The sequence below is a fragment of the Pseudomonas sp. LBUM1659 genome (assembly GCF_059716045.1).
Window position 1 is genome coordinate 1512631 of sequence record NZ_CP166797.1, and the last position, 15553, is coordinate 1528183.

The 15553-nt window shown below is 51.0% G+C and carries 11 protein-coding genes and 3 pseudogenes; 11 read left to right on the plus strand and 3 right to left on the minus strand.

Annotated features, from left to right (window positions below):
* Window positions 1-40 precede the first annotated feature (40 nt).
* Window positions 41-499, minus strand: a complete 459-nt coding sequence (locus ACA048_RS06800; RefSeq protein ID WP_497628457.1) for a hemerythrin domain-containing protein — start codon at window positions 497-499, stop codon at window positions 41-43.
* A gap of 1188 nt (window positions 500-1687) precedes the next feature.
* On the opposite strand from ACA048_RS06800, the gene ACA048_RS06805 reads away from it, so the two are divergent.
* From ACA048_RS06805 to ACA048_RS06825, 5 genes and pseudogenes are all read left to right on the plus strand, one after another.
* Window positions 1688-2113 (plus strand): antitoxin Xre/MbcA/ParS toxin-binding domain-containing protein, encoded by a 426-nt coding sequence (locus ACA048_RS06805; RefSeq protein ID WP_497629816.1) that lies wholly within the window; start codon window positions 1688-1690, stop codon window positions 2111-2113.
* A 320-nt stretch (window positions 2114-2433) separates the two neighbouring features.
* Window positions 2434-3993, plus strand: a complete 1560-nt coding sequence (locus tag ACA048_RS06810; protein ID WP_497629817.1) for a sensor domain-containing diguanylate cyclase — start codon at window positions 2434-2436, stop codon at window positions 3991-3993.
* A 226-nt stretch (window positions 3994-4219) separates the two neighbouring features.
* Window positions 4220-5149, plus strand: a pseudogene (locus ACA048_RS06815) (sigma-54-dependent Fis family transcriptional regulator); the annotation flags it as partial.
* Between the two features lie 370 nt (window positions 5150-5519).
* Window positions 5520-5735 carry a hypothetical protein gene (locus ACA048_RS06820; protein WP_497628458.1) on the plus strand — a complete coding sequence of 72 codons (216 nt, stop codon included), beginning with the start codon at window positions 5520-5522 and terminating at the stop codon, window positions 5733-5735.
* Window positions 5736-5900 (plus strand): annotated as a pseudogene (locus ACA048_RS06825) (LysE family translocator); the annotation flags it as partial.
* Between the two features lie 47 nt (window positions 5901-5947).
* On the opposite strand, the gene ACA048_RS06830 reads toward ACA048_RS06825, so the two are convergent.
* Window positions 5948-6259, minus strand: coding sequence for a hypothetical protein (locus tag ACA048_RS06830; RefSeq protein WP_497628459.1), 312 nt, complete (start codon window positions 6257-6259; stop codon window positions 5948-5950).
* 637 nt (window positions 6260-6896) lie between these two features.
* Between ACA048_RS06830 and ACA048_RS06835 the strand changes: the two genes are divergently transcribed.
* The 3 genes from ACA048_RS06835 to ACA048_RS06845 all read left to right on the plus strand — a co-directional run bounded on the left by ACA048_RS06835 (window position 6897) and on the right by ACA048_RS06845 (window position 9022).
* Entirely contained in the window at window positions 6897-7274 is a 378-nt protein-coding gene (locus tag ACA048_RS06835) for a hypothetical protein (protein WP_497628460.1), read from the plus strand.
* A gap of 14 nt (window positions 7275-7288) precedes the next feature.
* Window positions 7289-8770 carry a M12 family metallopeptidase gene (locus ACA048_RS06840; RefSeq protein WP_497628461.1) on the plus strand — a complete coding sequence of 494 codons (1482 nt, stop codon included), beginning with the start codon at window positions 7289-7291 and terminating at the stop codon, window positions 8768-8770.
* Window positions 8771-8881: 111 nt separating this feature from the next.
* Window positions 8882-9022 carry a hypothetical protein gene (locus ACA048_RS06845; protein WP_497628462.1) on the plus strand — a complete coding sequence of 47 codons (141 nt, stop codon included), beginning with the start codon at window positions 8882-8884 and terminating at the stop codon, window positions 9020-9022.
* Here the strand turns inward: ACA048_RS06845 and ACA048_RS06850 are convergent.
* Window positions 8969-9145, minus strand: a pseudogene (locus tag ACA048_RS06850) (endonuclease); the annotation flags it as partial. The gene ACA048_RS06845 and the pseudogene ACA048_RS06850 sit on opposite strands and share 54 nt — an antisense overlap.
* 294 nt (window positions 9146-9439) lie before the next feature.
* On the opposite strand from ACA048_RS06850, the gene ACA048_RS06855 reads away from it, so the two are divergent.
* The 3 genes from ACA048_RS06855 to ACA048_RS06865 are packed head-to-tail and all read left to right on the plus strand — an operon-like array spanning window position 9440 to window position 15144.
* Window positions 9440-11827, plus strand: a complete 2388-nt coding sequence (locus ACA048_RS06855; protein ID WP_497628463.1) for an ABC-three component system protein — start codon at window positions 9440-9442, stop codon at window positions 11825-11827.
* Window positions 11817-12386 carry a hypothetical protein gene (locus tag ACA048_RS06860; RefSeq protein ID WP_497628464.1) on the plus strand — a complete coding sequence of 190 codons (570 nt, stop codon included), beginning with the start codon at window positions 11817-11819 and terminating at the stop codon, window positions 12384-12386. Before ACA048_RS06855 ends, ACA048_RS06860 begins: the two co-directional genes overlap by 11 nt.
* Window positions 12379-15144 carry an AAA family ATPase gene (locus tag ACA048_RS06865; protein WP_497628465.1) on the plus strand — a complete coding sequence of 922 codons (2766 nt, stop codon included), beginning with the start codon at window positions 12379-12381 and terminating at the stop codon, window positions 15142-15144. Before ACA048_RS06860 ends, ACA048_RS06865 begins: the two co-directional genes overlap by 8 nt.
* The last annotated feature ends 409 nt before the right edge of the window (window positions 15145-15553 follow it).

A 15553-nucleotide genomic window follows, 5' to 3' on the forward strand; every position in this document is an offset into this window, starting at 1 on the left:
GAGTAGTAGCTAAATTTTTAAGGTCTACGGTAAGACCCAATTAATGCCACTGACGCTTTATTTCCTGCCACTGCTCGTCTGACAGCCACTTATCTGCCAACGGAAAGAAAATATTTTCCTCCGAGTCCATATGATCGAAATATTTTTTTATAAAGTCATCGATAGTGTCAGCAATTACTCTCGTTTCCTGAGTTGTGTCCTCCAACATCTTCAGCTGTCCAGCAATGCGCCCAAATGCTTGATGATCTCGCTCGATATCCTTGACCCGTTGGTGGATCGGTGCCTCAGTCCCTAGCAAAGCCAGCCGAATAAGTTCTTCATTTTCATGGTGGTGTCGTTCTGGATCACCATGCATGGCTTCCAGCATCTTGAACAACAGCTTGCAGTCATCAGCACCATCGGATTCATGACTCATCTTCCTCAGCAACTCTTTGAGCTGAGTGATTTTTATAGCCACCTCATGATGATATGCCTGAAGTTCTTTCAACAAGACGTTCATATCAAAACCTCTTAACGACACCAAACCATCACGACGAAATATTTCTTAACCCGCGACCTCCAAGGCAAACAAATTTTAAATATCTATATTTATCAATGCCTTGTTAGCCGAGCTCACCAGCATGATTTAATATTATTAGTATAGGCGAGCACAGAGCTCTCACCCCCTAAGATTTGCCCTTTGAAAAAAATTAAATATGAAATGAATAATCATATGTACCATTTTGATCTTTCGGATATTAGCCAGCGAATACGGAGGGAGAGAGCAGTGTCGCCCACAAGGTAGATCCCGTGCCTTTTTTACGAAGCTTCCGATCGACTCATGTCCGGTCGTGTTCCTCATCGGAAACTGACAACGGTCGCTTGCGATGGCGGCTTATGGCCGCTAATGGTGAAGGGGGCTTTTAGAGGGCGTTAAGTTGATATCGAGATTTGTTGTTGTCCCTGCAATTCGAACGTAAACGGGTTCCATGCGAAACGGATCGCGCTTCTACTGTCAGACTGCACCTATAGGCTTCAACCTCTATGGCAATGAGGAGAAGCTTCGGCTGAAGATTACCTATCAGACCCGAGAAGAGGCTGAGGTAGAGTGTAAGCGGATTAACCTTGAGCGGCTTCAAAGCGTCCTTTCGGAACGGGAGTCCGTGACTGCGCTATAGGAATTCACTTCCGCATTGTCATCAGGCGCCCGGTTTCCGAAACGAGTGGATCAGGAGCCAGCGGAAGCACGACTTACACCACTTTGACGCGGATGCTCAGTATTCAGGAGCGAACAAACAGCGTCTGCCTCCAGTCTGACTTTGAATACGCCATGCTTGCTAGCTGAACCTCCCTCTACAAGATCAACCACCCTGTATCGCTTTGTGCCATCGTCCAGCTTGGTTGTTTCAATCACCCTAAATCTTGCTTGCATGAATGATTTCCGTGCATGACATTGGTGACCTACAAGTACCGGCAAAAGGAGACGACTTCAAGAACGGGACGGGCTTAAGCTGAGACAATTTATGACGGTGCACCATGCTTCTCATCGCATGAAGCACGGTTAGCAGTAGGTACCGTGTTTAGCCATTTTTCCTATAGTCGATGCGTCGGGCCAGCAGGGCCCGGCTAAGCTTTAGGTTTTCTGAGGAAGGCACAGATGCTGTCATCGATCAAAGAGTAACTACCAAGCCCACCAGCTCTTGGAAACATTTGGTCAACCTTAGGGCTGCCCTCGCGCGGCACAACCCTTCATGACCTCATACACCGAGGTCTTCCTTACGAGTATCTCAATCACATAGAGAGCAGCCTGCAGGTGGGGCGGAATGTCATTTCTCAGGCCATTGGCGTATCACCTGTATCACTAGCACGTAGGGCAAAGGCGGGCCGCTTCAGCACCGTTGAAAGCGACCGTTTGGTCGCATTGATTGCTGTCTTTGAGAACGCCTTAACCATGTTCGAGGATGACGTCACCGCTGCAACGGAATGGATGAACTCGCCGGCTCGAGGGCTCGGTTCAAAGCGCCCACTGGATATGTTGAGGACGAGAGTGGAAGCGAGAGCTATTTTCGATCTTATCGGTGGACTGGGGAGGGGAGTGCTTGTATGCGATTTACCAACGGTCTGGCGGATTTGAGGCCTTCAGGTTCATTGGCTATCGCTCCTTCGGGCCCTGGCCTGGCTCGACCTAACATCTTCACGTAGTGTGGCCTGGCAACTCAGTCCGCAGTAGCGCATGCCATGACTGTTCTGCCTCATTTCTACCGAGCGTTGTCAGGGGTCGCAGTTCCAGAGTCGAGATCCTGCTTTCTGAATGATGGCGATATGCCCTAGAATTGGCGATGGTCGCTTCATACGAGATTGGAGCAGCGGTAACGCCCCAAAACCGCGCGAGCTGAGCCCTATGAGGTTGGCCGAAGCACCACGCATTACACTGCGCATAGGGATATCAGGATGATGTTGACTAAACGGCGCAGGTCTTTATTGGGATTCATTGTCTTGGCTGTCGGCTTGGTTGGTTTTTCGGCTCTATTACTGCTTAAGTCAGAAACTCAACGCAGGGAGACACGCTTCTCGGATTACGTGCAGAACATCTCGAGCATCGTGCGAAATCAGCTTGATACCAATGAAGCGGTATTGTCGGGGTTCTCTGCATTTCTCCAAGCGGTCGATCAGAGCGACACGGAAGCCGCAGCTCGTTATGCGTCAGCCGTTTTGTCTGCATACCCTCATATTTACATGCTTGAGGCGGCGAGGGCGGTTCCCATCGTGGAGCAGGCTGCATTTGAGACTCTGATGCGCCGCACCTGGCGTCCGGACTTTGAGCTCAAAGACTTCCCGAGTCTCACCCAGCAACCTGCCCAGCATCAGGCCTACCTCAGTGAGACCTGGCCTGTGTTGTTTATGTACCCGCCGCTTCCCGAATCCAGTTCTATCTATGGCGTTAGGTTGGAAACCGTTGGGCATCTGTCCTACGCGTTGGCCCGCACTCACAATAATCCGAAGCCGGTTGTATCACCTGTCTTCTCTATGTACGAAGGAGGCAGCGCTTACATTCTCATGCAGTCCGTGAGTCGGCCCGAAAATTTAAGGGAGAGCAATCGGCCCAATTTTTTCGGCAGCACCATGGTGTCTTTGCTTTTAATCAAGACCGGCTCGCTGTTGGATGCGGTCAATGATGCGAACATAGATCCCTTGGTTCATATCAGCGCCGTCATGAAAGCCGGTGTAGGGTCTGAAAGTAATGTGTTCTCTACGGACGCCCACAATGCAGGCGTTCTTGACCGTCTATTTCTGCCGCGCCTAACTGATCGAGTTGAAATCAGAAGTACCTCGCAACCGATGACATTGCTGTTTGAGCGTCAGTTGCGTTTTGGAGACGTTCTGACTGCGCAAGCACTGATCATCCTTGCGATTCTCGCAGCGGCTCTCTTCCTTATTCCAGGGGTACTGATTCGGCACTTTAGGGCGATGGAAAGGGCTGAGGTTGAGCACGAAAGATCCGCCTATCTTGCGACCCATGACGTGCTCACCGATCTGCCAAACCGCTATCTATTTGCTGATCGTTTTCAGCAAGCCTTCTCCGATTGGAAAGAGCGCGCGGAACCATTTGCGGTGCTGTTGATCGATCTGGATCATTTCAAACAGATAAATGATCAGCACGGTCATGAGATCGGTGATCAGGTTCTTCAAGCGGTCGCTGGTCGCATGCTTAAGGCCACTCGCTCGACTGATACCGTCGCCCGCTACGGAGGTGACGAGTTCGTGATTCTGATTACGGATCTATCTAATCCAGAGAGTGCTGAAACCAGAGCGGCGAGGGTGCTCGACTCCATTGCGGGTACGGTTGTGACAAGCGCTGGGGAGCTTTCGCTTTCATGCAGTATCGGCGTATCAATTTGCCCGTTACATGGACAGAGCCTCGACGCATTGCTCAAAGCAGCGGATCAAGCTATGTACGGAGTGAAACAGCTAGGGCGCAAAGGAGTTGCGATCACCGAATATCCAGAACCTTGAGATGTTTATTGTAACCGAGTCGTTTCACAACACCGCTTGTCGCGCGCGCTCGGTCATTGTGGGTTATGGAATGCGGTTGCAATTGCTCGTTCGAAGGGTGATGAGACGATAAGGTCGGGTGGGGTCGCGGATATGTTCGCGAGTGCCTTTGCTTGGAGCTGGACATTTCCGGTCAAGGGTATCGAGTCTGGCGCTTTAATGGGGAGCCCCGCATATTCGGCGCTCTCAGCTTAACGACGTGCACGTGTGTCTGGAAGACCCGCGCCTGCAACGCGGCTTTGCTCGCGCATTGCGTGTGTTGGAGCGTGACGTGCCGGTGTTTTTACAGGGCGAAACCGGTACCGGCAAAGAAGCCTTTGCTGCGGCGCTGCACCGCGCCAGCTCCAGAGTCAGCAAGCCGTTTGTGGCGATCAATTGCGCGGCCATTCCAGAAACGCTGATCGAGAGCGAGCTGTTCGGCTATCGCGGCGGCAGCTTCACTGGTGCGCGCAAGGACGGAATGATCGGTAAGCTGGAGCAGGCCAATGGCGGCATTCTATTTCTCGATGAAATCGCCGATATGCCACTGGCGTTACAGACTCGCCTGCTACGCGTGTTGGAGGAACGCCAGGTGATGCCGCTAGGCGGCGAGACGGCACGTCCGCTCGATATTCGCCTTATCAGTGCCAGCAACCAGGATCTGCACACCTGTGTGGCCGAAGGGCGTTTTCGCGAAGATTTGTTTTACCGCATTGCTGGGTTCGCCGTGCAGCTCCCGCCGTTGTGTGAGCGTTCAGACAAGGGCCGTTTGCTCGACCTATTGCTGCGCGAGGAGGCAGCAGGGGCCCGAGTTCGGCTGGAGGCGGGCGTCAGAGAGCGCTTGCTGGCGCAGCCTTGGCCGGGCAATGTCCGGCAGCTGCGTACGTGCCTGCGCACACTGGTAGCGTTGGCATTGGAGGGGCGTGTCACCCTGGACGATTTGGCGGAGTTACTGCCGGCAGTGCCAGCTACAGTTGCGCTGGCCGAAAATCCGCTGGGCGTATCCGAGCGGCAGACACTGCTCACATTGATTGAGGCGGAACACTGGCATATCGCCCATGTTGCCGCTCGCCTAGGGATCAGCCGCAATACGCTCTATCGCAAACTGCGTCATCACGGTATTTCACGACCCGGTTGAACGCAGAATGACATCGTCGCGTTTCCTCCCTCTGTGGACTTGGACTGGGAGTAGAAACGACATGTGTACTCGACCTTTTCGGTTGGCCGGAGAGGGAAGGGCTCGCTTGAGCTTCGTCACGCGCCTCAGTCAGCCGTAGCACCTGATGTTGATTGTTGTAATCGCTCATTCGGGCAAGGCCCGGCTTAATGGTAGCGATTTAGCTACATCACGGAATGGCGCGACAAGCGTAATTGACACCTCATGGGGCACCCCTCCAGCTAGCGTCAAATCAGCCCAAGCTGGTGATTCAAGCCAGTTCGTGCAGCTGAAATACTGACGCAACATTCTGGCCATATCATTCGCGTCACTGAAATCCAGGGAGTTGGAGATGAATCGGCCATCAAGAAGCATGCGTAAACTGCTCGACTCCGTCGCCACCAACAATGAGGTAGCGGCACTTGATGTGATGCGTGCTGCTGAGCAGCTCCAGGACGAGGTGTTGCGTCAACGATTGCTCAACCTCATTCACCGACTCAACCAGGACGCTATTGACTTACGAGCGGCGCGTGACGATATCCAGGGCGGAGCTATTAGGCTCGCGTGATCGGTCTCGGTGACGTCTCTTAGTCTGTATGCCGCACTGGTCTCTTGGGCCAAGGGCGTGTTGACCCGTCCCGAGCTAGCTGCCCTGCGGGTCAGCCAGGTAGTTGGGGCGACGTTCATCTGCTTCGGAGCAGCCATCCTGACCATGCGTCGACAGGCTGCATAAGAGGAGGGCGGCCAGGTGCCGATTACCGCAGCACAGGCGCCAAACCATCACCACTGATTTGATGCAGAGCCTGCCTCTTTCAAGCCTGGGTAATCATCGAGCGCAAGGCTGGGTTTGCCATCTTCAGTCGGATCGGATAACGGCTTATGAATCACTCCCGCTTCAGCATCCGCACGCATCTGATCGAGCTCCCTGTGAAACGCCTTGTCCTGAACCGTGGGCTTACTGGTGTATGGCTTTCGTTCGGGTTCAGGCTGTGCTGCATAAGTCGTAACCGCGTCAGGGTCATGCTGTAGCTTTTCTTGAACTTGCGATTCGAGCATCGCACGTAGCGCGTCTTTGTCGGGCCGAGTCAGCAATTTGTCACTCCTATTAGGAAACCAGACACCCAGTAATCGACTGGGCCAGCGGCCGGTTGGGAAACATCCAATCGATCGTGTCGAAAATTTTGGCTGCAGATACAGCCACAGGATTTCAGGTCGAAGATAAGAGGCGGATCATCAATTTCTTCCAACACGGCGATCGTGTCAAATTGGGGACATGCTTGGTGATCGCTCCCACCGTGACTACGAGGTAGAGGGATAAAGCCATTGTCTGGCAAAAATGTACAAGCGGCACTAAGGCAGATTCGCAGTCAGTCTTGCGGGTTTGAGCACTGATACGCGTTGTATCAACCCTCAATTTGGTGATGTGCGTGTGAATTTTTTTAGGCTCAGACCTTCAGTGCTAAGGGCGCTGTTGCGGCAACACTTTCTTTACCTCAGATGAGATAACGTCAACAGAGTCTCGATAGCATTTGAAAGACCCAATCTCGGCTTACGCTCACGGCAATGGCTGCTCTGAACGTTGCTGTGGCTGAAAATTCTCCCATAACTGATCTCTTGGTCGGAATTTCTTTAGAGGTTCTTGAAGAAAACCATTCACAAGCTACTCTGGGCTATATAAGTCGCAGCTCATTTAGAATTAAGGTGCAGCTCATATCCAAGGAGCCCTAAATTGAAAGAGATTAATAAAATCATTATGAGTATGTGTCTTGTTCTAGCCGCTTTTTCGATGACAGCATGCTCGAACAAATCAATAATAATTTCAGGCGAATCATCCAAAAGCAATGCTGAAGCAACTCTATTAGCTCAAGAGCAGATAGGGCGTTATGAAAAACTTGGATGCATTGCACGCTCTATTGGAAGCGGAGCCGGCACTGGGGTTGGGGTAGGACTAGGAAAAGGACTGATCATAGGAGATGATTGTCCCGAGTGCAAACACCTTAAAGATAAGCAAAGCGAGCTTGTAGAAAAAAGAGAAAATACCTTTATTGTGACCGTTCTAATGGAATGCCCTTCAGATGTCCATGCCACCAACACAAGTAATCTCTGAACGAGGGCGAACTGATGCTTGCCTCGCCAACTACCCTCCATTTAGTTTTATTAGCTACTTTACTAACCCTTCCTGCTCTGCCAACAATTGCGAGGTCTGCCGCATTCTCTGGCGCTAATAATTCACCACTAACCGAAACTGATATACAACAGCTAAGCGGAGTCCGCGACGGAAATAGACTATACTCTGGGGATATAATTTATAATATTGATGACCTCAGATCGTCTGGATTTACTTCTAACCTTTGGCCAAGCGGAGTCTTGGTTTATGACTTCAGTGCAGAAGTAACGCAAGACCAGATTAGCAGGTTCGAGCAATCTTGTAATGCTTGGACTGCATCAACCCCTTTACAATGCGTTCGACGTACAACTCAAAATGATTATATCTTAGTGAGAAATCATAGCGGCGAAGGATGCTCAAAGGGAAGTGTAAGTTGTTCATATGTTGGGAGAATAGGAGGCGTCCAAGATCTAACAGTTCATGTTGATCACTGGAATATCCCTTCAATAATTCGACATGAAATCGGACATGCGATAGGAATGCGGCATGAGCAATCTAGGCCCGATCGAGACAACTACGTCTTAGTACGATATCACAATATAAAATCTGAAGCTGTGTCAAATTTTGAGACTGATAGTAACCTAGCACTGCTTAATGAGTATGACCTTGACTCTATAATGCATTATTCGAATTGCCAATTCTCAATTCATGGTGGTACTTGTAGCTTGCAACGTCCTGACCTGCAAACTATCGAACCGCGCGCCTGCGGCCGGGATAGGGTCGGTGGGGATGCTATAACTACACTTGACATCCAGGGTGTGCAAAGAGCTTACGCACAATCTATCTATGCTCTATATGATGTCCAGAGAGACCGTAGTTGCGGAGTACATACACTGTCTAGCGTACAAACTGCATATTTGTGTGGCAACGACTGCGCTTATGCGAGTGAGATAACCTTTGGTAAAATTGAGCAGCTTTCCGGTCAAGACTGCGGCTCGTTTCACGTTGAGCGAGACTGGAATGGATTATGCCGAGGTGTCAATAAAGAAGTTGTGAAGCATTGGGATGACTTGGACGAATTTTCATGCTGGAAGGGGCCGGTTCTGACAAATCGATACGAGTGGTGGGTAGATTGTGGTTGCTCTATACAGTTACTGCCAGCAGCATGTGTTCATGATAATTTAAAGCCGCGCCCTGAAAGAATAGACCAATTACTTAGCACGGGCAGCGATAATGAAAAAGCAGCAGCGTTATATCTAAAGAGAATGGAGGGGTGGAAAAAAGAAAAAGCTATCGACGATCTTGTTTCAAAGTACTCTCTTAATCTTATAATTAAAAATCTTTTAAGAGAGGGCTTTGATGATCAGATAGTTTACCTTTTATGTAATATGAGGATAGCAATTGAAGCAAAGAAGCTTTCTGATAAAAACTATAAAATAAGCAACGGCGTTTTCAGAAGGCTTGCGGTTTCAGCCGGACTGGTTCTTCCAAATTAGAAAAAATGAAACTTGTAGATGGAGCTTCGAATGTCTGCTGGTCGATGCAAAATAATAAACGAACCTTTGCAATACCTATAGAAAATGAATAACTGGTAAACACAGCGCCTAATGTTCGGCATCGGCATCGGCATCGGCATCGGCATCGGCATCGGCATCGGCATCGGTTTCGCGAGACCGGCTTTCAACAAGCAGCAACTACTTGCAGTTGCCTGCCTTCCGATGTCCTGCTGCTTGAGCCTCAAATTCTGACGTGAAGGAGACCTGATTTTTTTCTGACACCTGACCATAGCCAGGGCATCCCATTGAAAGCTGGTACACCTGGTTCTTCCGGTTACCGCTGATCACATCTGTCCCGGTCACGCTCGCGAGGCTAAAGACCCATGCTCCATTCTTCGGATGACGCTTATGCTGACTGGCATCTTCGAAGAGGGCGCTTTAAGATGATGCCGTTATGCTATCGGATTAGCAGTGTGGCGGACGTGCTTAACCGGTAGAAGACGGATGGGGAGCAGGCGTCAGTGCATTCTGCGTATGAGCCATCAGCTTTTCGCCAATGATAAGACCGAAATTTCTGCAGACGATCTGCTCGCGATAAATCGCCGGCGTTTCTGTGGCGCTATTCGGCTTCATTTCCGCTGTAGTCGAGTCAATGCTAGGAGCAAGATTTTGACGACCGTTGATGCCCAATTTTGCAGTGATGAAGATGACAGCACACTGCGGCAAGCGAATAAGGACACCCCTGATCTCTTTGCGTTTGACTGTGGGCAATTACCGTTCGAACGGATGGGGGATGCGCACTTTGAATTGCTCCTGGCTGACCTTTACGCTGCGCGAGCAACAGATGGTACGGAGGATTGGTACGACAAAGCCCGCCGTCTTAATGATGGAGCTGACCAGGGCCGCGATGTCATCCTGTTTGAGGATTCCTCTCCCGTCGGCGTAATCCAGTGCAAGCGCTATAACGGGATCGTATCCCTCGCCATGGTCATTCAGGAGATATGCAAATTCTTCCTTTACGCGACCATCAAGCCCGGCATTGCATCAGCACCAGGTGAGCCATTTCGCTACTACGTTGCAGTTTCTGATCGAGCAGCCGGCAAGCTGTTCGAGTTCATGGAAGCGAAGGGCAGGCAACGCTTCGAAGATTTGAGAGCAGAGTTCGAGGAGAAAGCGTTTGCTGCGCGTAAAGCCTCCGCAACCTTGAGAAAGCACGCTGCCCTGAAAAACCTCACGAAGGAGCAGCTGTGTGATTTGGTATGGGCCAGGATCGACAATCTGCATACCGCTTTACATAAAAAAGATGACCTCTCTCGGATGGTGGGTGCATATCCTGAAATCAAGTCAACCTATTTCCGGCTTGAGTCCGACACCGCAAAGATCGTTGGCGAGCTAAAAGGCTTTTTGCAGTCGTGCAACTTGGTAGTAAGCGACGAAGAAGCGGAGCTCATCTCTGGGATCCGCACGGAATATATAAAATTAAAGCTCGGTCGCCACCATCGATTCAACCTCGCCTTGGTGCAAGGTCAAGAACTCTTGCCTTTCATGCAAGGAATGCTTCAACCCAAGGCTGGAACGCTCTATAACAACTTTGGATCGCTGCCGGTGCTATTGACCGCAGGTGCAGCGGCAGCTACCCCCGCCGATTGGCAGGAGCTGAATCAGCTCGTCAATGGATACGACAGCCAAGCAGTCGTGTTCGTGGGATGCGGTGACGTCTTGGGCAGTCAACTCCTCGATTGGAAGAACTCTGATGAGATGATCTGGATTGATCCACAATGGGATCCTGCCCCGCTACAGCGATACCGGGCAGGGTGGTGTTGGGTCAAGGATCCCATGCGGGAAATCTTCAACTGCTATGTACTGGTTGAAAATGAGACAGGCGAGACAAACTATGGCCATGCTGACGTCTCTCTACGGCTGGCGTTTGAAGATCTTATCCTTTGGCCAACCTTGGGTAATGATTTTACAAATCCCATTTCGAATGCCAAATCGCAATTGCGACGGATCATGGCCAGCCAAAAAGAGGATAGGTCTAAGCGGCCTAACCTTGTTTTAGCCTCTCTCAACGTAACCAGCCTTGAAAAGGTACTGACCTCAGTTTCGGATCACTATGGCCAGCGCACTCAGTCCACTATTGCAATGGCCATTGCTAATAGTAACTGCGTCCATGCGTGCGCTGCAGAACTGTACAGTGCTACAGGCATTTTCCCGTCAATTGATGCCGAGTTCGCGACTCGACCGACTCCGATAACAGTGAATCCACCTGGCCGTGTCATGCGCCGAAGCAGCAGCGGCGCCTTAACGTTCATCCTAGACTGGACAGCAGAGTTGACCCTTCTGTCGGTGAAGGCGCACCGATTGGTGGATGATCGTGTAACAGCAGATATGGCACCGGTCGCGCTTGAGTTCCATGAGCTATTCGACCGTTATCCCCCCTACCCAGGTTATTTGGCTGCTGTGAGAAACGAGCTGATTTTGCTCAATAACCTTGTGCAAGGCACAGGCCTGTCGGACTACTCAGGGTTTACCTATCGAACCCAATTTGGTGTGAGAGTAGGAGAGCATTTCCCGCTGGAGGAGCTTTCCTCTACTGGTGAATGCGTTATGAGAACCGTCCAGGCACTGAGTTATCTGAATGTCCCGGTCAGCAGTCAGTGGTCATGTGCACCAGAGTTTCAGGGCCATATTCGATATGACAACCCAGAGCATGGGGAGGTCAGCATCATGGCCTGGTCAAACAACAGTTATCACGTGAGGCAAATGGAGGCAGACCTTTTTGATTGGGCCCGGCATCCCATTGTGCATCCCAACCTGATTGTCTTTGCTCAGGGACGCGGAAACGTCGGTGACAGGAAACCTAGTCACGGTCGATATGACTTCACTGCCAGCTCCCCTGCTCCTAGAGGATCAATCACCGAACCTGCCATTGCGAGAAACGTTTACATGTTCGGTCTTAGCGAGATTGAAGAGGTTTATGACGACCCCACGGCACCTTCGCCGGAGCAATTCATGGAAGATATTTTTGTGCGAAAGGGGAAGCTAGATGCTCAATGAGCTGGTAGGAATCATAGGGTGTCGAGCTCTAGATGCGGGCTTTTACAAGGCCAGCACGCAACGTTATTTATCGACTGAAAACCCAAACTGGCCTGACGGTGATCTTGAGAACCAGCTCGGCTATTGGGAATCTTCCTTTGCTTCCATCTTACTGGTGAATATCACCACTGAGACTGGTGCTGAGGCTTTAAGAAAAGCCAAACTCGCTGAGACATTCCTCGATGCCGCCATTGTCCAGCGAGAGAGTTCGGGCCTCGTCATTGACGGTTACCTTGTGCTTGCCACCACCCAAGTGAGTGATGAGTTCAAGGCATTCCTAATCGATATTGAGAGGGATATCAGGTTCGTCAGAAAGCATGTGGTGACGTGGGGAGCTAATGGGTGGGAGCGCTATGAGCGCATTACGCCGTTAGGCTTGGCGCGATTCGACGAGCATGTGGAGCCTGCGGTCTTCAACTCGGACGATACCGGGTACATTCAGCTTTTAGAGTTACTGGCCGAGGTGGGCAGCGAAGAGCTTGCCGAACGTCATGGCAAAGAATGGAATCTCAATGAATAACCTGCCGATCAAATTTCTTTCCGTCACCATCCAGAATTTTCGGGGTATCCCGGATGAATTGGTGGTGCCATTGGACGCACCCTTGACTGTCATTCATGCGGCCAACGGGACTGGCAAAAGCACCATCTGCTACGCATTGGAATGGTTGATCACCGGCAAAGTCGATGACCTCAATACCGCGCCGCTGGAGTGTCAGTGGGGGAGAGGAACGACCAGTGTTTCCGCAAAATGCTTGATTGACGGAAAGCCACATTTGCTGACCCGGAACAACACCTCGCTATGGATGACCGAGGAAGGTGCAAGAAAGAAAAAAATCAATGATGAACATTTGCTTGAGATGCTCACGCCTGCGTCGATTTCCGGAAGAAGCACCATCGCGTTGCGCAAAGCGAAACGAGGTTGGTTGCGCAATAGCCGCTGGCTCTATTCCAACTCCCTTTCGTTGTTGATCGACAACAACAAAGCGGACGAGCGTCAGCAGATCTTCGCCGACATCCTCGGCTTTGGCCATCTCACGAGCACACTGCGAGACTTACGCGAATACAGAAAGGCATTGCCGAATACCAAGGGCCTAGTGGACAGCATCGGTCGGCTTAGCAATGAGATCGAGGCGCTGGAGAATTCGCTAGCCATAAGCTCCCCAGTGAAAGACAAAGCCTTGGGCCATCTGGCGACAATATTTAATGCCTTACCCCCATCAGCAGAGGGTAGCTTGGGGGATCGCCTGAAGGCTGCGCAGCTTCGCGTCGCGATGCTCAGTCAGAAACACCAGCGAGAATCGAGTGCACTGATCACCCTTTCAGAGCAGTGGTTGCAATATCACAACTCTTTAAGCCAGATTGAAACACTTCGCCAATCGGTTGCCGCCGTGGCTGGGGAGCAAAAAAAAGCCACTGATGATCAGCTCATTCGGTCAGCGGAGTTGTCCGAGGCACAGTTGAAGGTTTCAGAAAGTGAAAGATCAATCAAATGGGCTGACGAAAGCCTAGCGACGCTTCAGCGCTGGTTACCGATCACTGCAAATTCAAATGTCTCGGAGTACTTTCGAGAAGGGGATATCACTCAGGTTGACCTACGTACTAAGTTTGTAGAGCTCACCTGGCCTTTGAATCAACAAGAGCAGTGGCAGGCCGCCCTTGATTTGCTATCCAGAAACCTACCAAAAATTTTGGAGTGGGAGCGCCAGAAGCAAGAGATGATGGCCAACCCAGTAGCTCCTGCCATTGATTTGGATGACGCGGTTCGCCTGGCCAATGAGGCAAAAAATGCCCACGTCAGGGCAGAAGCGGACTTTGATGCGTTTTCAAGCGTTTTAGAAAAACTGAAAGCCATGGGAAGCGAAATCGCCCACTCCCATGAAGATGCGCATTGTCCGCTCTGCAATCACGATTGGGGCACCGCTGAAAAATTGCGGATAGAAATTTCCACGGGCCATCAACTGCTTGCACCGGCGCTTGAGGTCGCTGCAAGCAAATTGGCAGTGGCACGCCAAAAGGAACAGGAGGCTACTACAAAGCTCACGCTGGCCAATGCTCAGAAGCAAGCCTATGACAGCCATCTTTCCCGTTTGAGCTCGGTTGTCCAGGAGCTGAAATCGTATGATACGAAAACCCGATACCTAGAGATTATGCGCGTTCAGGACTTTTCTGGGTTGAACGCGGCTGGTCTTGCTCACCTGAGCAACCGAGTCACCTCAGCGATACAGCTGGGGATGGTTTTTGAAAAGCTGACTGAGGTGGAGACGTTTTTCGGCATTACTCCTGAGGGCGGAGCTGGCAGTCGGGTATCGACGTCAGTCGCACGGTTTGTAAGTTATAAAAAGCATTTTCAAGATCAGATTGACCTCTACAGCCCCGCGAAAACCCGTCTTGTTCCTGTTGTCCAGGCTCTTGCGGAGACCATTCAAGTAAAGGCAGGGGAGATCGCAGGAATCAATAAAAGCATATCGGCGGCGCAGGTAGTCACTGAGGGCTTCGATTCCCTATGGAAGGAGGTGTTTGGCGATCAACCTGTTTTGACTGAGTCATATGAGTTGATGCGCCATCAGGTGAATCAGCGAGGTGAAGACACAGCGACCTACAGGAGCATGCTTGCCGAATGCGAGGCTGTGGTGAGTGTTGATGCCGATTCACTGAAACTAAAAAAACTTCAGGAAGAACGGCTTGCGTTAGCCAGGAAATTGGAAATCGGCTCAGGCTACATCGCCGAAGCGGATCTCGCGATCGAAAACTACGCCATGCATGTGAAAGATTTCACTGCTTCTAGCCTTAAACCACTGCTCAGTCCCGCTGCTGAGCTGTTCTCCCGGATGCATGCCAATGAGGTCTATAAAGGATTGGGTGTCTCTGACGGCGGAGATGCGCTGAAGTGGACTGTCTTTGCGGAAGGGCACGAGCCTGCGTTGGACGCAGAGGGAAAGCTTAGCCAGGGACAGCGCCAGGATCTGGCATTGTCGCTTTACCTTGCCAGGGCCCGAAACACTGGGGGAAGTTTTTTCCTCGATGAGCCAATAGCGCATTTAGATGACCTCAATCGAGTTGCCATGCTGGATATCTTTCGCTTGGTCGCCACGTCGATGCCTTCCATGAACCTCATTCTGACTACTGCGAGTGATGCGCTTGCCCGGCATATGGCGCAGAAGTTTTCGAGCATCACGGACAGGCATCTTTTGAACATGATTCACTTGGAGGGGAATCCTCGTACTGGGGTCAAGATGACCGTCCAGCGCAACGCAGCAGTACCACACCAGCTTGGTTAGCCTAGACGTCGTGTGGCCCTGAAGATCTGCGATTGTTGGTCGTGCGCTTTCATCAGTGCCTTATCCGTTGGTTGATTCGCTTTCTCAAGGGTTGAAAGCAGGAGCGACCATTTTGATAGATAAGCCGATTAGATCCTTCGAAAGTGATCTAAAAGGAAATTGCGGGTCGCATCCAAACGAATCAACCTCCTAAGAGATTTAACATTGCAAGCAGATGAAAAGCGTTACCCCAGAGATAAGTTTACAAAGCAACTTGTCCGAATCTGCAAGGCACTGGATGAGCTATCGGTTCGCGATATTTCGTACGACTTGTATGGCACTACCGCAACGTGTCACTTAGAGGCTACCGAACTTTGGGTCGTTGGTTCATACGTGCGGGGTGCGCTTACCTGCGGCGACTTGGATGTCG

What these genes read in the sequence shown, in the direction of transcription:
- ACA048_RS06800 (WP_497628457.1), bottom strand. Translation starts at nt 499, where the DNA reads ATGAACGTCTTGTTGAAAGAACTTCAGGCATATCATCATGAGGTGGCT.
- ACA048_RS06810 (WP_497629817.1), top strand. Translation starts at nt 2,434, where the DNA reads ATGTTGACTAAACGGCGCAGGTCTTTATTGGGATTCATTGTCTTGGCT.
- ACA048_RS06820 (WP_497628458.1), top strand. Translation starts at nt 5,520, where the DNA reads ATGAATCGGCCATCAAGAAGCATGCGTAAACTGCTCGACTCCGTCGCC.
- ACA048_RS06840 (WP_497628461.1), top strand. Translation starts at nt 7,289, where the DNA reads ATGCTTGCCTCGCCAACTACCCTCCATTTAGTTTTATTAGCTACTTTA.
- ACA048_RS06845 (WP_497628462.1), top strand. Translation starts at nt 8,882, where the DNA reads ATGTTCGGCATCGGCATCGGCATCGGCATCGGCATCGGCATCGGCATC.
- ACA048_RS06860 (WP_497628464.1), top strand. Translation starts at nt 11,817, where the DNA reads ATGCTCAATGAGCTGGTAGGAATCATAGGGTGTCGAGCTCTAGATGCG.
- ACA048_RS06865 (WP_497628465.1), top strand. Translation starts at nt 12,379, where the DNA reads ATGAATAACCTGCCGATCAAATTTCTTTCCGTCACCATCCAGAATTTT.